We start from the raw sequence: 16,310 nt of genomic DNA, 5'->3' as shown, positions 1-16,310 counted from the left end.
GTGGCGCCTCGTCGGGCCAGGGAATGTCGTCGGCCGCGGCAAAGCCGCTCGCCTGCGCGGCGAATCCAGGTGCGGGTCTGGCGGAGCGGGCTCCCGGGTCAGCGGAGCGAGATGCCGACGCGGCGGAGCCAGGTGCCGACGCGGCGGAGCTCGACCCGCGGCCCGCAGTGGACCGCGTGGCGGAGCGCGTGCCGCGCCGCGCTCCGGGGGCAGCCGTCGAAGGCCCCTCGGTCGCCCCGAACCTGGACCCCGAAGTCGGTGCCGAGACCGCCGAGCCGGCGGACGCGGACCCGGAAGTCGGTGCGGGACTCGCTGATTCGCGCCGTGGGCTCGCGGTGGCCCCTGAACCACCCGCATCCGAGGAGCCGCGGGCGACCGCAGAATCACCGGCGGTCACAGAGCCACCGGCGACCGCCGCACCGCCTGCGATCACGGAGCCACCGACCGCCGGAGAGCCGCCCCCATCGACGGAGCCGCCCGCCGCGGCGATCACCTCGAGCACGCCTTCGCCGTACTTCGCGCGCTTGTTCTCGCCGATGCCGGAGATACCCGCGAGGTCGGACTGCGAGGCGGGCTTGCGGGTGGCGATATCGCGCAGCGTCGCGTCGTGGAAGACGACGTAGGCGGGCACGCCCTGTTCCTTGGCGGTGGCGGCACGCCAGGCGCGCAGCTTCTCGAACAGGTCGGTGTCGGACTTGCTGAGGTCGCCCGCGGCGAGGCGGGAACCCTTGGCGGGCTTGGAGGTTCGGGCGGCCTTGCCGCGTTCGGGCTCGCGGCGGAGCATGACCTCGCGCTTCTCGAACAGCACCTGGTTGCTGGACTCGGTGAGCGTCAGGACCCCGTAGTCGCCGTGCACGGCGAGCAGCCCCTGCGCCAGCAGCTGGCGGATCACCCCGCGCCATTCGATATCGCGCAGCTCGGTTCCGATGCCGAAGACCTTCAGCTCGTGATGGGCGTGCTGCTCCACCTTGGGATTGCGCTTGCCGATCAGGATGTCCACGATGTGCCCCGCGCCGAAGCTCTGCCCGCGTTCCCGCTTGAGCCGCAGCACGGTGGAGAGCACCTTCTGCGCGGGCACGGTGCCGTCCCACGCCTCGGGCGCATTGAGGCAGGTGTCGCAGTTGCCGCAGCGCTCCCCCCGCTGGCCGAAGTAGGCGAGCAGCTGGACCCGGCGGCACTGGACGGTCTCGCACAACGCGAGCATGGCCTCCAGGTGCAGCTGCAGCTGACGGCGGTGCATGGCGTCGCCGTCGGAGGAGTCGATCATCTTGCGTTGCTGCACAACGTCGCTGAGGCCGTACACCATCCACGCGGTGGACGGCTGCCCGTCACGTCCGGCGCGGCCGGTCTCCTGGTAGTAGCCCTCCACCGATTTGGGCAGGTCCAGGTGGGCGACGAACCGCACGTCCGGCTTGTCGATACCCATACCGAAGGCGATGGTCGCGACCACGACCAGGCCGTCCTCGCGCAGGAACCGCGACTGGTTGGTCGCGCGGGTCCGATTGTCCAGGCCGGCGTGATACGGCACCGCTTCCACGCCGTTGGCGGTCAGGAACGCCGCGGTCTTCTCCACCGAATTGCGGGACAGGCAGTAGACGATGCCCGCGTCGCCGGCGTGCTCGTTCTGGATGAACGACAGCAGCTGATGCTCGGCCCGGTTCTTGCCCTCGATCCGGTACTGGATATTGGGCCGGTCGAAGCTGGCCACGAAGTGCTTGGCCCCGCGCCCCTCGAGCAGGTCCAGCCGTTCGGCGATCTCCTTGCGGGTGGCCTCGGTGGCGGTGGCGGTGAGCGCGATGCGCGGCACGTCCGGCCAGCGCTCGTGCAGCATGGACAGGCCCAGATAGTCGGGCCGGAAGTCGTGGCCCCACTGCGACACACAGTGCGCCTCGTCGATGGCGAAGACCGAGATCTTGCCCCTGTCCAGCAGCTGGGCGGTGGACTCCAGCCGCAGCCGCTCGGGCGCGAGGTAGAGCACGTCCAGCTCCCCCGCCACGAATTGCGCCTCGACCGTGCGCCGTTCGTCGGGGAACTGTGTGGAGTTCAGGAACCCGGCCCGCACGCCGACCGCGGTGAGCGCGTCGACCTGGTCCTGCATGAGGGCGATGAGCGGCGAGATGACCACGCCGACGCCCGGCCGCACCAGCGCCGGGATCTGATAGCACAGCGACTTGCCGCCACCGGTGGGCATGAGCACCAGGGCGTCGCCGCCGGAGATCACCTGTTCGACGATCTCCCGCTGCGGCCCGCGAAAATTGTCGTACCCGAACGTCTTCCGCAAAACCTGGTGTGCCGGATCACTTCCGGCATCACCCAGGTTCCCGTCAATGGTCTCGACCTCCGGCGCACTCACGACGGCAATCCTACGGACACCCTCCGACGACCGGTGCCCGCTCGAGAACTTCGCACCCCGTCACTCGCGCACGTAGTACCGCAAGGCGACATACGCGGTGAGAGCGGCGAATCCGATACCGATCGGTGTGACGACCATCGCCACGGCCGCGATGTCGTCGCCGGTGATCCGCGGCAGCACCTGATCGTTGAACAGCGACCCCAGGGCCCGGTTGATCACCAGCGGCTGCGCCACGAACAGACCACCCACGGCCAGCACCGATCCCACCAACGCCGCCAGCACGGCTTCCAGCAGGAACGGCAGCTGCGTGTACCAGCGGGTGGCGCCGACCAGCCGCATGATGCCGACCTCGGTCCGCCGGGCCAGCGCCGCGACCTGCACCATATTGGCGATCAGCATCAAGGCGGCGAGGGCCTGGAGCGCCGCCAATCCGAAGGCGGCATTGCGCAATCCGACGAAGAAGCTGACCAGCCGGTCCACGATGTCCATGTCATTGAGCACGGTCATGACGCCGGGCCGCTTGGAGAAGTCGTCGTAGATGGACCGGTACTTGGTGACGTCGTCGAGCTTCACCCGGAACGAGGCGGGCAGTCCGTCCTTGCTCACCTCGTCGGCGAGTCCCGGCTGATCCTTGAAGGTGGTCTCCTTGACCTCCTTCACCGCGTCCACGCTATTGATGAACTGCACGTTCGCCACATAGTCGTGCTTCTTCAGATCCGCCATGAGCGAGGCGCACGGCTGTCCGGTGCAGTCCGGGTCGGTCTTCGACACCTGGTCGTCGAGGTACAGCCGGATCTCCACGCGCTGGACGTAGTAGTCCTGGATCTTGTCCGCCATCCGGACCGCGAGCAGACCGCCGCCGAGCATGGTCAGCGACACCGCGGTGGTGAGGATCATGGCGATGGTCATGGTGACGTTGCGGCGCAGGCCGGTGAAGACCTCGCTGAACAGGAATCCCGCGCGCATTATCGGCCCACCCCGTAGACGCCCATCTCGTCGTCGCGCACGATGCGTCCGCGATCGAGTTCGACCACGCGCCGGCGCATGGCGTCGACGATGGTGTTGTCGTGGGTCGCCATGACCACCGTGGTTCCGGTGCGGTTGATGCGTTCGAGCAGCATCATGATGTCCTGACTGGTCTCCGGGTCGAGGTTGCCGGTCGGTTCGTCCGCCAGCAGCACCAGCGGCCGGTTCACGAAGGCGCGGGCGAGCGCGACGCGCTGCTGCTCACCACCGGACAGTTCACCGGGCAGCCGGTCGGCCTTGCCCGCGAGTCCCACCATGTCGAGCGCCTCGGGCACCGACCGATTGATGAATGCTCGCGATTTGCCGATCACCTCCAGCGCGAACGCGACATTCTGTTCCACCGTCTTCTGCTGCAGTAGCCGGAAGTCCTGGAAGACGCACCCGATGCGCTGGCGCAGCTTGGGAACCTTGCGCCCCGGCAGCCGGTCGACCCGGAAGTCGGCGACCCACACCTCACCGGTGGTCGGTTTCTCGTCCTTCAACAGCAGCCGCATGAACGTGGACTTTCCGGAGCCCGAGGGCCCGATAACGAAGACGAACTCGCCTTTTCCGATATCGACGGAGACATTGTCCAGCGCCGGCCGCGTCGAGGTCTGATACGACTTGGTGACGTTGCGCAGGGTTATCACGGGGAGCCAGTGTAGCCAGCACGACCGCGCGGCCGACTACACCGCGCGGGTGCGGGGTCAGCGCTGCGTGTGCTCCGATGTGTTTGGCAGATAGTTGCTGAGCACGGTGTTCACGATCGGCGGGGTGCTCTTGGGCTCGTGTCCGGCGGGCTTGACGACCACGTAGAGCGCGAAGGTGGCGACCCACACGGCCATCAGGATCGCGGTGGACTTACGGATTCGCTTGATCGACACCGACACTCATACCCTCCCGGCGCAGTGCCGCGGCCACCCGCACACGGAGCTCGCGCCCGACTTCGAACTGTTTGCCCGGGAGCGTCCGGGCCACCATCTTGATGTTCATCTGATTGACGGTGAGATCTTCGACACCCATCACGCTGGGTTCGTCCAGCAGCAGGGCCTTCAACTTGCGATCGGAGAACGCCTTGGCCCCGACATCGCGCAGGACTTCGTTGACCTTGTTGATGTCGGAGGTGGCGGGCACCGGCACATCGATGGCGGCGCGCGCCCAATCCTTGGACAGGTTGGTCACTTTCACGATCTGACCGTTGGGAACGATGACCACTTCGCCGTCCGCGCTGCGCAAGGTGGTGATGCGCAGCGTGACGTCCTCCACCGTACCCTCGGCCTCCGAGGAGTTCCCGCTGACCGCGATCCGCACGACATCGCCGAAGCCGTACTGCCTTTCGGTGATGAGGAAGAACCCCGCGAGCAGATCCTGCACGATGCGCTGCGCGCCGAAACCCAGTGCCGCGCCCAGCACCGCCGCCGGGGCGACCAGTCCGCCCAGCTCGAAGCCCAAGCGCCGCAGCACTTCCAGCGAGACCAGGAAGTAGACGATGGACAGCACCACCCAGGTGATCACCTGGGCCAGCGCGTGCCGGTGCTTGGACGCCTCCGACCGCACCAGCGAGTCACTGCTGCGGAATCCGGCGTCGATGCGCCGGGTGATCCGGTCCCGCACGTAGTTCGCGGCCCGGCTGAACAGCATGGTGCCCACGATGAGCAGCACGATCTCCAGACCGCTGGACCGCAGCCAATTTCCGAACTCTGTGTCCAATTTGCCTCCGCTCCGCTCCGGCGGTTCGCGGCCCTCGTAACCCCGGTCTTCCCTCCTCCGCTCCTCCGCTTCGCTCCCCCACTCCGTCAGTCCAGACCGGGGCGGGCCGCGAACACCCGAGGAAACGGCGGCTCGGCCTAATTCGCCGACTGCTCCCGCATGCGCCAACGAATTCCGGCTTCGATGAAAGCATCGATGTCGCCGTCGAGCACGGCGGAGGGGTTGTTGACCTCGTAGTTGGTGCGCAGATCCTTGACCATCTGGTAGGGGTGCAGCACGTAGGAGCGCATCTGGTTGCCCCAGGACGCGCCCTCGTTGGTCTTGAGCGCGTCCATCTGGGCGCGTTCTTCCTGCCGCTTGCGCTCGAGCAGCTTGGCCTGCAGCACGCGCATGGCCGAGATCTTGTTCTGCAGCTGCGACTTCTCGTTCTGGCAGGTGACCACGATGCCGGTCGGGATGTGGGTCAGGCGGACCGCGGAGTCGGTGGTGTTGACCGACTGGCCGCCCGGGCCCGAGGAGCGGTACACGTCGACGCGGACCTCACCCTCGGGGATCTCGATGTGGTCGGTGGTCTCGACGACGGGCAGCACCTCGACCTCGGCGAAGGAGGTCTGGCGGCGGCCCTGGTTGTCGAACGGGCTGATACGGACCAGTCGGTGCGTACCCATTTCGACCGACAACGTGCCGTACGCGTAGGGCACCTTCACCGCGAAGGTCGCCGACTTGATGCCCGCCTCTTCCGCGTAGGAGGTGTCGTAGATCTCGACCGGGTACTTGTGTCCCTCGGCCCAGCGCACGTACATGCGCATCAGCATCTGCGCCCAGTCCGCGGCGTCCACGCCACCCGCGCCGGAACGAATGTTGACCAGCGCCTCACGCTTGTCGTATTCGCCCGAGAGCAGCGTCCGGACTTCCATCGCCTCGACGTCGACGTGCAGGCCGGCCCGCTCGGCGTCGGCGTCGGCCAGCGCCGCGACCTGGTCCGCGCCCTCCTCGGCCTCCGCGAGTTCGTAGAGCACCGGCAGGTCCTCGAGCCGCTGCCGCAGGTCGCGCACCCGCCGCAGTTCGGCCTGGGCGTGCGACAACTCACTGGTCACGCTCTGCGCGTGCTCCTGGTTGTTCCACAGCTCCGGATCGGCCGCCTGGTGTTCCAGCTCGTCGATGCGGCGAGCCAGCTCGTCGATATCGAGCACCGACTCGATGGTCTTCAGAGTGGTGTCGAGTTCGGCCAGATCAGCGGAGACGTCAGGATGCACAAGATCCCAAACTACACCGCCTCCCCGCGCCTTCAGCGGACAGCTGAGTGCCGTAGCCACCCATGCACCCGGGCCGGTGGTCGAGAGCCGACCCGATTCCGGGCACACCCGGTGCGTTACCCCGACCACTACGAAATCAGTTGTCACCTCTCGATCGAGCGGGAACCCGTCATCCCGCGACGGCGCGCAGACCGCCGGGGCGACGGCCGACGAGGCGGTCCACGGCGGTCGCGGTGGCGTCATCGGCGGGGAGATAGACGATGAGGGTCTGGTCGTCGTCCGCGGAGAAGTGCAGGGTCTCGTAGGCCAGGCGCAGCGACCCGGCCTCGGGGTGTTCGAGGCGGCCGACGCCATTGGTGTCGGGCAGGCCGGGGATGGTGTCGAGCCGATCGGTGAATTCGGGGCCGAGCGTTTCGGCGAGCTCCTCGAACAGTGCGTTCACGTGCGGGTCGGCGCGGCCCGGACCCTGTTTGAGGGTGGCGACCACCTTGTCCGCCTTGTGCTCCCAGTCGGGATAGAACTCCCGGGCGCGCGGGTCGGACAGCACATAGCGGGCGTAGTTGCCGGGCAGTCCGTCGTCGAGCATGCCGATCGGTCCGAACAGGGCGCGGTAGCCGTCGGTCACGGCGAGGATCTCGGTGAGGCGGTTCATCACGGCGGCGGGCGCGGGTTCGAGCTGATCCAGCATGGCCTGCACGGCCGGGCGGATGCGGCGGTTGGGCCCGGAAGCGCCGCGGCAGTTGAAGTTCGGATCCCCCGCCTTCGCGAAACCGAGCAGGTGCACGCGCTGCGCGGGAGTCAGTCGGAGCGCGTCGGCCAGCGCGATCAGCACCGGTGAGGACGGATGCCGGTCGCGGCCCTGCTCGAGCCGGGTCAGGTATTCCACGGAAACACCCGCGAGCGTGGCCAATTCGGCCCGGCGCAGTCCCGGCGTGCGCCGCCGGGGACCGGTCGGCAGGCCCACCTCGGCGGGTGTGACGGCCTCGCGGCGCAGGCGCAGGAACAGTCCCAGCTCGTTCTCACTCACGTTTTCGACGGTAACAACCGGGGCGGCCGCTGAGGGTGTCCCTGCCACTACCACCCTCAGCGTGGTCTCCCTACCGGTCTTGCGAACTCGCAGAGTTGATCCCGAGCGGCCGACCGGCCGCACCGGATCCCCGAAGGAGACCATCATGACCAGCACACCCCTGCGCCTCGCGGTGATCATCGGCAGCGTCCGGGAAGGACGCTTCGGACCGGTGGTGGCCGACTGGTTCGCCGCGCGGGCCCGCGTCCACGGCGCGTTCGAGGTGGATGTGATCGATCTGGCCGACTACGACCTGCCGCACGAACTGCCCGCGATCCCGCTGGCGATGGACCCCGATCCGGCCCGCCCCGGCAAGGGCGACGAGCTGGCGGCGCGGCTGGCGGCGGCGGACGCGTTCGTGGTCGTCACGCCCGACATCAACCGCAGCTTCCCGTCGTCGCTCAAGACGGCTATCGACTGGCATGTCGCCGAATGGGATCGCAAGACGGTGGGATTCGTCGGCTACAGCGGCAAATCCGGCGGACTGCTGGCGATCGAGGGTCTGCGCGCGGTGTTCAACGAGTTGAACGCCCACACGGTGAAGGATTATCTCTCCTTCTCCCGCTACTACCTGCTGTTCGACCAGTCGGGCGCACTGCTCGAGCCCGCCGAGTACGAGGAGGCCGCCGACCGTCTGCTGACTCAGCTGCACTGGTGGGCAACGGCCCTCGGCGCCGCCCGGCGGGCCGCTGTCCCGGCCTGACCTGCCGATGGCACACCCGGAGCGAGCAAATCTCCGCTCACCGGTGTGCCATCCGTCGTTCGGGACGCGGGACACCCGGTGTTAACGGGGGAGGACTAACGTGCTCGGGGTGACCGGATACTCCGCTGACCTGGAACTCGCGCTGAGGCTGGCCGACGCGGCCGATGTGATCACCCGTGAGCGGTTCGGGGCGCTCGACTTGAAGATCGATTCGAAACCGGATCTGACGCCGGTGTCGGACGCGGATCTGGCGGTCGAGCGGATGGTGCGGGAGGTGCTCGCGGCCGAGCGGCCCGACGATCTGGTGCTCGGCGAGGAATTCGGCGGGGATGCCGAGTTCACCGGGCGGCAGTGGGTGATCGATCCGATCGACGGGACCAAGAACTTCGTGCGCGGCGTGCCGGTGTGGGCCTCGCTCATCTCGCTGCTCGAGGACGGCGTGCCGGTGGTGGGCGTGGTGAGCGCGCCCGGCCTGTCGCGGCGCTGGTGGGCGGCTTCGGGGCACGGCGCGTGGAGCACCTTCGAAAAGGGTGAGCCCAAGGCGATCTCGGTGTCCGCGGTGGCGGAGCTGGGGGCGTCCAGCCTGGCGATCTCGAGCCTGTCCGGCTGGCGGGCGATCGGCCGCCGCGCCAAGCTCATCGCGCTCACCGACGAGGTGTGGCGGGTGCGCGGATATGGCGACTTCTACGGTTACGCGCTGCTGGCGGAGGGTGCGGTGGACATCGTCACCGAGCCGGAACTGTCGCTGTGGGACATGGCCGCGCTCGACATTCTGATTCGCGAGGCGGGCGGCACCTTCACCTCGCTCGACGGCAATCCGGGGCCGCACGGCGGCAGCGCGGTGGCGACCAATTCGCATCTGCAGGACCAGGTTCTGGCGGCACTGCAGGCCTGATTCGAATTCTCCGGGGGTTGCCCGGCGCGGGCTGCGGTCCCGCCACCGGGCGCGTGGCTGCACCTGAATTTCCGGTGCGGCTACGCCTTATCGTGCTGCGTTGCTACGGGTTTCAGCCCAGCGGGATGCAGACCGAGCCGGCGTCGATGTAGGGGCCGCCGAGGGCGGAGGAGCCCACACCGACCGAGCCCAGGCCGATCTCGGTGTTCAGCACGCCGCTGCCACAGCCGGGGCCGTTGCTCGAGCCGAGGCTGGAGCCGGTGATGCCGATGTCGATGTTCTGCAGCGGCACTTCGGCATTCGCGGCGGGGGCGGTGAGGAAGAGACCGGCGGCGACGAAGCCGACCGTTCCGAGCGCGATCTTCATTATGTACGAGCCTCCATCAGGATCGGGTTATGCGCCGACACCTTAGCCCAGCTCGCCTTCGTTTGAAGCGTGTTTGTTTCACTAGATCCGGGTTATGTCATAGGCACGTTCGAGCCACGGCTCTGACCTCGCGATTCGACAACACTCGACGACAGTTCTTACTCTGAAGTAAGATAGTCTTACTCAGGAGTAAGATTGCTGGGCAGGATCACCCACCTCCTCGATAGAAACTTGGTGATTATGAGCACTCGAGACACCGCAACGAAGCGGGATACGTCCGCCGTTGGCCTCAACCCGGTCAAACGTGACTGGATGGGCGCGGCGATGCGGGTCATGACGACCATCACGGGGTCCGACCTGGCCGAGAAGTACAACCTGCGCAAGCCGATCGAGCGTCTCACCTACGAGGGCACCAAGACCGGATTCCGCACCCTCGGTGCCGCGACCCGCGCGTTCGAGAAGGTCGCCGGCGGTGGCGCTCCGAAGCGTCTGCCCGCCAACGAGTCTCGCAAGAAGGACTACTTCGACCTCACCCCGACCGACGAGCAGCAGATGATCGTCGAGACGGTGCGCGACTTCGCCGGCGAGATCCTGCGTCCGGCCGCGTACGAGGCCGACAACTCGGCCAAGGCGCCGCGCGACCTGCTGGAGCGGGCCGCCGAGCTGGGCGTCACGCTGATCAACGTGCCCGAGGAGCTCGAGGGCGCGGCCTCCGAGCGCGGCGCGGTCACCAACTCGCTGGTCGCCGAGGCGCTGGCGTACGGCGACATGGGCCTGGCGCTGCCGATCCTGGCGCCGAGCGGTGTCGCGGTCGCGCTGTCGCAGTGGGGCACCGACGCGCAGCAGAAGAGCTACCTGGGCGCGTACGCGGGCGAGAACGTGCCGCAGTCCTCGGTGGTCATCGCCGAGCCGCAGGCGCTGTTCGACCCGTTCGCGCTGAAGACCAAGGCCACCCGCTCCCCCAGCGGTTTCCGCCTCAACGGTGTGAAGACCCTGGTCCCGGCCGCCGGTGACGCCGAGCTGTTCATCGTCGCCGCCGAGCTGGACGGCCGTCCGACCTTCTTCATCGTCGAGTCCGACACCGAGGGCCTGGTGATCGAGGCGGACCCGAGCATGGGTATGCGGGCCGCGGGCCTGGGTCGCCTGATCCTGAACAATGTCGCGGTTCCCGCGACCGCCCTGCTGGGTGACTCCGAGGGCGCGGTGCGCGCCGAGGAGTACGCCGACGCGGTGCGGCTGGCTCGCCTGGGCTGGGCGTCGCTGGCCATCGGTACCGGTCAGGCCGTCCTGGACTACGTGATTCCGTACGTGAAGGAGCGGGAGGCGTTCGGTGAGCCGATCGCGCACCGGCAGGCGGTCGCGTTCATGGTCGCGAACATGGCGATCGAGCTGGACGGTCTTCGTCTCGTGACGCTGCGGGGTGCGTCTCGCGCCGAGCAGGGCCTGTCCTTCGCCCGCGAGGCCGCGCTGGCCAAGAAGCTGGCCACCGACAAGGGCATGCAGATCGGCCTCGACGGCGTGCAGCTGCTCGGCGGCCACGGCTTCACCAAGGAACACCCGGTCGAGCGCTGGTACCGCGATCTGCGCGGTGTGGGCGTCGCCGAGGGCGTCGTTCTCCTCTGACCCGACTTCTCAACGGAGAGACCACTCATGATCAATCTCGAACTCCCCAAGAAGCTGCGGGCCAGCGCCAACCAGGCCCACCAGGTCGCGCAGGAGATCTTCCGTCCCGCGTCGCGCAAGTACGACCTGGCCGAGCACGAATACCCGGTCGAGCTGGACACCATGGCCGCGATGGTCGAGGGCCTGTCCGACTCGGGTTCCGCCGACGTCTCCGGCGCGACCGGCGGCCGTAAGGCGGGCGAGTCCACCGAGGGCGCTGGGTCTTCCAAAGACGCGCACGCCACGGAGCTGCTCGGAAACACCAACGGCGGCAATATGTCCGCGCTGATGAACGCCCTCGAGACCTCCTGGGGCGACGTCGGCCTGATGCTGTCGATCCCCTACCAGGGTCTCGGCAACGCCGCCATCGCCGCGGTCGCCACCGACGAGCAGCTGTCGCGTTTCGGCAAGGTGTGGGCCGCCATGGCCATCACCGAGCCGTCCTTCGGCTCCGACTCCGCGGCGGTCACCGCCACCGCCACTCTCGACGGTGACGAGTGGGTCCTCAACGGCACCAAGATCTTCGTGACGGCGGGTTCGCGCGCCACCCACATCGTGGTGTGGGCGTCGGTGGACCGGTCCCTGGGCCGCGCCGCCATCAAGTCCTTCGTGGTTCCCCGCGACGCCAAGGGCCTCACCGTGTCCCGCCTCGAGCACAAGCTCGGCATCAAGGCGTCCGACACCGCCGAGATCCGCTTCGAGGACTGCCGCATCCCGAAGGACAACATCCTCGGTTCCCCGGAAGTCAACGTGGAGAAGGGTTTCGCGGGCGTCATGCAGACGTTCGACAACACCCGCCCCCTCGTTGCCGCCATGGCGGTCGGCGTCGGCCGCGCCGCCCTCGAGGAACTCCGCACGGTGCTGACCGACGCGGGCGTCGAGATCTCCTACGACACCCCCGCCAACAACCAGCACGCCGCCGCTGCGGAATTCCTCCGCCTGGAAGCGGATTGGGAAGCGGCCTACCTCCTCTCCCTCCGCGCCGCGTGGATGGCCGACAACAAGAAGCCCAACTCCCTCGAGGCCTCCATGTCCAAGGCCAAGGCCGGCCGCATGGGCACGGATGTCACCCTGAAGGCCGTCGAGCTGGCCGGCGCCACGGGCTACTCCCAGCGCACCCTCCTGGAGAAGTGGGGCCGCGACTCGAAGATCCTCGACATCTTCGAAGGCACCCAGCAGATCCAGCAGCTCATCGTCGCCCGCCGCGTCCTCGGACTGGGCAGCGACAAGCTGAAGTAAGTTCCGGCACAACGAAAAACCGGTGCGCGCCACGCAAATGGCCCGCACCGGTTTTCTCGTTTCAACGCGAGGCGCTCGCCACGTCTACCCGGTTTGAGTACGAGGGCCTTCGGCAGGGTGCTGACAATCGGGAGGGACAATGGGTCCATGGTTGAACTCGTGCTGGTTCGGGGGGATATCACCGAGCAGGAGGTTGATGCTGTGGTGAATGCGGCGAATTCTTCGCTGCTCGGGGGCGGGGGTGTTGATGGGGCCATTCATCGGAAGGGGGGTCCGGCGATTCTGGCTGCTTGCCGTGAACTCCGGGCGTCGCACTATGGGAAGGGGCTGGCGACCGGGAAGGCTGTTGCTACGACCGGTGGGAATCTGCCCGCGCGGTGGGTGATTCACACGGTCGGGCCGGTGTGGTCGGCGCAGGACGACCGATCGGAGCTGCTGGCGTCCTGTTATCGCGAATCACTGCGGGTGGCGGATGAATTGGGTGCGCGGACGGTCGCGTTTCCGGCCATCTCCACCGGCATCTTCGGGTGGCCGATCGATGACGGCGCCCGGATCGCGATCGAGACGGTGCGAGCGGCCGACACCGCGGTGCGGGAAGTGCGATTCGTACTGTTCAGCCAGGACGCGCACGACGCCTTCGTGAGCGCACAACAGCGATCGGGTTAGCAGTGGCGATCGGCTTACAGGCCCGACCCGAAAGACCGTGAACCCCTGAACCTCGGGCCCTTGCCACACGCCTGACGCAGCGCTCGCTACCACTCAGTCGAGGCAGAACTCATTGCCTTCGATGTCCTGCATGACCAGGCACGATTCATTGACATCGTCGGCGAGCAGCAGCCGCTGCCGTACCGCGCCGAGGGCGACCAGTCTTGCGCATTCGGCCTCCAGGGCGGCCACGCGCTCCGCGCCCACGAGACCGGTGCCGACGCGCACGTCCAGATGCAGCCGGTTCTTGACGACCTTGCCTTCGGGCACATGTTGGAAGTACAGGCGCGGGCCTAGGCCTGCGGGGTCGACGCAGGCTGATCCTTGCTGCTCGTATCCCAGTACCTCGCACCAGAAACGGGTGAGGCGCGCGGGGTCCGCGCAGTCGAAGGTGACTTGGATCGTTCTTACCGACGGCATTGACTCTCCTCATGCGGTTCCCGGCGCATGCACCAGGTGCGCAAACCGTTGTCGGCCAGCGCGATATCGGCGGTGACTTCGAAGCCCAGGTGTTGGTAGAAGCGGACGTTGGCCTCGCTCGAGGTTTCTAGGAAGGCCGGATAGCCTGTGCGGGCGGCTTCTTCGATGCCTGGCCGGAGGACGGCATTGCCCAGTCCCCGGCCCTGATGTTCGGGGGCGACAGCGACGGTGTCGAGCATCCATCCCGGCTCCTGGGGTCGGTAGGGTTCGATGGCCGCTTCGGAGGCGGCGGCCGCCTCGGATCGGTCCCCGATGAGTTCGTCCAGTTCGACGGCCGGGGTCGCCACCTACGCGGCTGAGCTCTATCACGCCGGGGTGTTTTCCGTTGATCGTGTTCAGGTTCCCGAGGCGGTTATCTGGAGCTTGGAGTTGACGTATTCGACTCGGAGCCACCGTTTTTCGGCCTGGGTTTTGCCGGTGGTGTAGGTGTAGGTGAGGGTGGCGGTGCTGGTTCGATAGTCGGTGTTGGTGATGGAGCCGACCTGGACCGTGGTGACGGTGGACCAGAATTTGGTGTAGCCGGAGTAGCCGCCGCTCTGGGATTGGTACGACGAGGAGAGCTGGGTCCAGGCCGATTCCGTGCCTGACGGGAGTTGGGCGTAGTAGCTGCGGATGAAGGAGGCCATTTGATCGGCGGTTGGACCCTTTGAATCCTGTTTGCCCGAATCGGTTCCGTTGCCGTTGACATTTCCGTTCCCATTGCCATTGGCGGTCACCACGACTGTGGCGGGTTGATCGGAGCTGTCGGAACCGACATGGATGTTGCCGAAGGCGCCGACGGCTATCAAGGCCGCACCGATGGTGGCCGCCGCGCCGATGACGGCTACTGCGATCGCTACGCCTGCCCGGTCGGACATGCGCGCCTCCCCTGGTCGATCACGCACAGTGGCCGCTCGGGCGAAGCGGCAGGATCAGGATACTGCCGGTAATCCGGGAATCACAGGGAATTCTCGAGGTCCGGTAGCGGTCGGGTGACCAGTTGATATGGCGGAAACCGGCGGCGCGGGCGCGGCGCGGCGGTTGCCGAAATGTGATCTGCGCGGATAGGTTTCGGCGGTGCGTGGATTCAGTAGGCGAATGCTATTGGGGGCAGGGGCGCTGACGGCGGGTGCGTTGATACCGGCGGCGGTCGGCCGGGCCGGGGTACCGGTCGCGGGGCCCGCGTTCGACGCGCAATACCGGGCGATCACCAGAGTCGCCGGCGGCCGCTGGCATTGCCTGGTGACCGATCTGGGCTCGGGAACGCCGGTGCCGGTCGTCGAGGAGGACGCCGACTTCGTGATCGAGGGCGCCAGCGTGCAGAAGCTGGCGGTGATGGCGGCGCTCATGACGGAAGTGGACGCGGGGCGGGTGAAGCTGTCGGACACCACGACGCTGGACGCCGATATCATCGCCGAGGGCAGCGGGCTGTATTTGAATCAGGCCGCGTTCGGGGATCAGCTGACCGTCGCTAATCTGCTGACCACCATGCTGCAGGTCTCGGACAACACCGCGGTGCGACTGCTGTCGCGGTTCGTGTCGGGGGATCAGGTCAATGAGGCCCTGGATCGACTGGGGTTCAAGCAGACTCGCGTGGAGCCACTGCCCGGGGAGAGCCGGTTCTATCTGGGCGTCACCACGGCGCGCGAGAACAATGACCTGTTGTATCGGCTGGCTTCGGGGACATTGCTGTCGCAGGAGTCGACGCAGGCGGTGCTGCGGATCATGGCGTGGACGTCGGTCGGCTACACCGACGGCGTCCGGCGCAACATGTCGTCGGAGGAGCGGGCCCGTTTCGCCACCAAACACGGTGCGTCCGAGGACAAACGGCACGACACGGGCGTGATGTTCGACGCGGCCGGAGCCCCGTCGGTGGTGTTCTCGTTCTTCGCCGATCAGGCTCCCGACGCCGACAATTACGGGGCCACGAATCCGGTGGTGGAAGCGCACGCCGCGCTGGGACGGTCGTTGCTCGACACGTACACGCATCTGTCGCCGTTGCAGTCGTTCATCGATCCGAAGAAGATCGCGGCGGGCGGGCACTGATCGGGAAGCTCAGCCCGCCAAAATGTTTCGCATGGCGGTGAACACCTCGGACGCGCCGCCCAGGGACCAGCCGCCGTCGACGGGGATGATCGCGCCGTTGACGTAGGCGGCGTAGGGCGAGGCCAACCACAGGCAGCAGTCGGCGATCTCCTGGGCGGTGCCGTACCGGCCCATGGGCACCGATCCGGTCACCAGATCGGCCATCGCGGGCGTGGGCGCCAGCCGCGCCATGCCCTCGGTGTCCTCGATCGGCCCCGGCACCACCGCGTTGACCCGGATACCGTGATGCCCCCATTCGAGCGCCGCGCATCGGGTGAGCATGTCCACGCCCGCCTTGGCCGCGCACGCGTGCGCCTGCATCGCCATCGGAATGGTCGACTGCGGCGCGGAGATGGTGATGACCGACGCCCCGGGCGCGCGCAGATGTTCGCGGCCGGCGCGCAGCACATTGAAGGTGCCTTTCAGATCGATGTCCACGACCGCCGCGAACGCGCCCGCCGACATGGTGTCCGCCGCGGCGGGGAAGTTCCCGGCCGCCCCGGACACCAGCACGTCCAGCTCCCCCAGTTCCCCGCAGATGGCGGCGATCCCCTGCGCCACCCCCTCGTAGTCGCGGACGTCCGCGGCGAAGCCGAGCACGGTGCCGCCGCTCTCCCCGATCGAGTCGACGGCGGCGCGCACCTTGTCCGGTGAGCGTGACAGCACCCCCACCGAGGCCCCCGCCCGCGCGAACGCCTGGGCCACACCGAGATTGATACCGCTGGTGCCACCGGCCACGAATACCGTCCGGCCGGAGTAGTCGAAGAGGTCGCTCATCTCCTGATTCTGCGGCGATTCCCCCGCC

At 67.6% G+C, this 16,310-nt stretch carries 17 protein-coding genes and 1 pseudogene; 6 read left to right on the top strand and 12 right to left on the bottom strand.

Annotated features, from left to right (window positions below):
* Positions 1 to 484: 484 nt before the first annotated feature.
* The 7 genes and pseudogenes from recQ to ACFRAQ_RS05495 all read right to left on the bottom strand — a co-directional run.
* Positions 485 to 2,329, bottom strand: a pseudogene (recQ, locus tag ACFRAQ_RS05525) (DNA helicase RecQ); the annotation flags it as partial.
* 84 nt (positions 2,330 to 2,413) lie between these two features.
* The gene (ftsX, locus tag ACFRAQ_RS05520) at positions 2,414 to 3,319 is read right to left on the bottom strand and encodes a permease-like cell division protein FtsX (protein ID WP_379094464.1); all 906 of its coding nucleotides are present in this window, start codon (positions 3,317 to 3,319) and stop codon (positions 2,414 to 2,416) included.
* On the bottom strand, positions 3,319 to 4,008 hold the full coding sequence (gene ftsE / locus ACFRAQ_RS05515) for a cell division ATP-binding protein FtsE (RefSeq protein WP_379094462.1): 690 nt from the start codon (positions 4,006 to 4,008) through the stop codon (positions 3,319 to 3,321). The genes ftsX and ftsE overlap by 1 nt, the downstream gene beginning before the upstream one ends.
* A 57-nt stretch (positions 4,009 to 4,065) precedes the next feature.
* Positions 4,066 to 4,242, bottom strand: a complete 177-nt coding sequence (locus tag ACFRAQ_RS05510) for a hypothetical protein (protein ID WP_379094460.1) — start codon at positions 4,240 to 4,242, stop codon at positions 4,066 to 4,068.
* Entirely contained in the window at positions 4,220 to 5,068 is an 849-nt protein-coding gene (locus ACFRAQ_RS05505) for a mechanosensitive ion channel family protein (protein ID WP_379094458.1), read from the bottom strand. The genes ACFRAQ_RS05510 and ACFRAQ_RS05505 overlap by 23 nt, the downstream gene beginning before the upstream one ends.
* A 137-nt stretch (positions 5,069 to 5,205) precedes the next feature.
* Positions 5,206 to 6,324, bottom strand: a complete 1,119-nt coding sequence (prfB, locus tag ACFRAQ_RS05500) for a peptide chain release factor 2 (protein WP_379094456.1) — start codon at positions 6,322 to 6,324, stop codon at positions 5,206 to 5,208.
* Positions 6,325 to 6,493: 169 nt separating this feature from the next.
* Positions 6,494 to 7,351 (bottom strand): helix-turn-helix transcriptional regulator, encoded by an 858-nt coding sequence (locus ACFRAQ_RS05495; protein WP_379094454.1) that lies wholly within the window; start codon positions 7,349 to 7,351, stop codon positions 6,494 to 6,496.
* 145 nt (positions 7,352 to 7,496) lie between these two features.
* On the opposite strand from ACFRAQ_RS05495, the gene ACFRAQ_RS05490 reads away from it, so the two are divergent.
* Complete coding sequence (locus ACFRAQ_RS05490) at positions 7,497 to 8,093, top strand: NADPH-dependent FMN reductase (RefSeq protein WP_379094452.1); 597 nt, start codon at positions 7,497 to 7,499, stop codon at positions 8,091 to 8,093.
* A gap of 109 nt (positions 8,094 to 8,202) precedes the next feature.
* Positions 8,203 to 8,988: a histidinol-phosphatase gene (gene hisN / locus ACFRAQ_RS05485; RefSeq protein ID WP_379094450.1), complete on the top strand. Its 786-nt coding sequence runs from the start codon at positions 8,203 to 8,205 to the stop codon at positions 8,986 to 8,988.
* Between the two features lie 112 nt (positions 8,989 to 9,100).
* Here the strand turns inward: hisN and ACFRAQ_RS05480 are convergent, their stop codons facing one another.
* Positions 9,101 to 9,355 (bottom strand): hypothetical protein, encoded by a 255-nt coding sequence (locus tag ACFRAQ_RS05480; RefSeq protein WP_379094448.1) that lies wholly within the window; start codon positions 9,353 to 9,355, stop codon positions 9,101 to 9,103.
* A 234-nt stretch (positions 9,356 to 9,589) separates the two neighbouring features.
* Between ACFRAQ_RS05480 and ACFRAQ_RS05475 the strand changes: the two genes are divergently transcribed.
* The 3 genes from ACFRAQ_RS05475 (at position 9,590) to ACFRAQ_RS05465 (ending at position 12,922) form a co-directional block, all read left to right on the top strand.
* Complete coding sequence (locus ACFRAQ_RS05475) at positions 9,590 to 10,978, top strand: acyl-CoA dehydrogenase family protein (protein ID WP_379094446.1); 1,389 nt, start codon at positions 9,590 to 9,592, stop codon at positions 10,976 to 10,978.
* 27 nt (positions 10,979 to 11,005) lie between these two features.
* The gene (locus ACFRAQ_RS05470) at positions 11,006 to 12,256 is read left to right on the top strand and encodes an acyl-CoA dehydrogenase family protein (protein ID WP_379094444.1); all 1,251 of its coding nucleotides are present in this window, start codon (positions 11,006 to 11,008) and stop codon (positions 12,254 to 12,256) included.
* A gap of 147 nt (positions 12,257 to 12,403) precedes the next feature.
* The gene (locus tag ACFRAQ_RS05465; RefSeq protein WP_379094442.1) at positions 12,404 to 12,922 is read left to right on the top strand and encodes an O-acetyl-ADP-ribose deacetylase; all 519 of its coding nucleotides are present in this window, start codon (positions 12,404 to 12,406) and stop codon (positions 12,920 to 12,922) included.
* A 93-nt stretch (positions 12,923 to 13,015) separates the two neighbouring features.
* Here ACFRAQ_RS05465 and ACFRAQ_RS05460 read toward each other — a convergent pair whose 3' ends face one another.
* Genes ACFRAQ_RS05460 through ACFRAQ_RS05450 form a run of 3 tightly spaced genes read right to left on the bottom strand, consistent with a single transcriptional unit; the run spans position 13,016 to position 14,298 of the window.
* Positions 13,016 to 13,381, bottom strand: a complete 366-nt coding sequence (locus tag ACFRAQ_RS05460) for a VOC family protein (protein WP_379094440.1) — start codon at positions 13,379 to 13,381, stop codon at positions 13,016 to 13,018.
* Positions 13,369 to 13,728 carry a GNAT family N-acetyltransferase gene (locus ACFRAQ_RS05455; RefSeq protein WP_379094438.1) on the bottom strand — a complete coding sequence of 120 codons (360 nt, stop codon included), beginning with the start codon at positions 13,726 to 13,728 and terminating at the stop codon, positions 13,369 to 13,371. The genes ACFRAQ_RS05460 and ACFRAQ_RS05455 overlap by 13 nt, the downstream gene beginning before the upstream one ends.
* A gap of 48 nt (positions 13,729 to 13,776) precedes the next feature.
* A complete protein-coding gene (locus tag ACFRAQ_RS05450; protein ID WP_379094436.1) occupies positions 13,777 to 14,298 on the bottom strand; it encodes a hypothetical protein in 522 nt (173 codons plus the stop codon).
* Between the two features lie 220 nt (positions 14,299 to 14,518).
* Here ACFRAQ_RS05450 and ACFRAQ_RS05445 point away from each other — a divergent pair, with 220 nt between their 5' ends.
* Positions 14,519 to 15,466 (top strand): serine hydrolase, encoded by a 948-nt coding sequence (locus ACFRAQ_RS05445; RefSeq protein ID WP_379094434.1) that lies wholly within the window; start codon positions 14,519 to 14,521, stop codon positions 15,464 to 15,466.
* A gap of 9 nt (positions 15,467 to 15,475) precedes the next feature.
* On the opposite strand, the gene ACFRAQ_RS05440 is transcribed toward ACFRAQ_RS05445, so the two are convergent.
* Positions 15,476 to 16,282 (bottom strand): SDR family oxidoreductase, encoded by an 807-nt coding sequence (locus ACFRAQ_RS05440; RefSeq protein WP_379094432.1) that lies wholly within the window; start codon positions 16,280 to 16,282, stop codon positions 15,476 to 15,478.
* Between the last annotated feature and the right edge of the window lie 28 nt (positions 16,283 to 16,310).

The organism is Nocardia sp. NPDC056611, from assembly GCF_042792755.1.
Classification (GTDB): Bacteria; Actinomycetota; Actinomycetes; order Mycobacteriales; family Mycobacteriaceae; genus Nocardia.
The sequence above is the reverse complement of the archived record's forward strand: the minus strand, read 5'-3'. Positions and strand labels throughout refer to the sequence as shown.

Excerpts from the sequence above, each read along its gene's own strand:
- ftsX (WP_379094464.1), bottom strand. The coding sequence starts at position 3,319 with ATGCGCGCGGGATTCCTGTTCAGCGAGGTCTTCACCGGCCTGCGCCGC.
- ACFRAQ_RS05490 (WP_379094452.1), top strand. The coding sequence starts at position 7,497 with ATGACCAGCACACCCCTGCGCCTCGCGGTGATCATCGGCAGCGTCCGG.
- ACFRAQ_RS05480 (WP_379094448.1), bottom strand. The coding sequence starts at position 9,355 with ATGAAGATCGCGCTCGGAACGGTCGGCTTCGTCGCCGCCGGTCTCTTC.
- ACFRAQ_RS05470 (WP_379094444.1), top strand. The coding sequence starts at position 11,006 with ATGATCAATCTCGAACTCCCCAAGAAGCTGCGGGCCAGCGCCAACCAG.
- ACFRAQ_RS05465 (WP_379094442.1), top strand. The coding sequence starts at position 12,404 with ATGGTTGAACTCGTGCTGGTTCGGGGGGATATCACCGAGCAGGAGGTT.
- ACFRAQ_RS05460 (WP_379094440.1), bottom strand. The coding sequence starts at position 13,381 with ATGCCGTCGGTAAGAACGATCCAAGTCACCTTCGACTGCGCGGACCCC.
- ACFRAQ_RS05450 (WP_379094436.1), bottom strand. The coding sequence starts at position 14,298 with ATGTCCGACCGGGCAGGCGTAGCGATCGCAGTAGCCGTCATCGGCGCG.
- ACFRAQ_RS05445 (WP_379094434.1), top strand. The coding sequence starts at position 14,519 with ATGCTATTGGGGGCAGGGGCGCTGACGGCGGGTGCGTTGATACCGGCG.
- ACFRAQ_RS05440 (WP_379094432.1), bottom strand. The coding sequence starts at position 16,282 with ATGAGCGACCTCTTCGACTACTCCGGCCGGACGGTATTCGTGGCCGGT.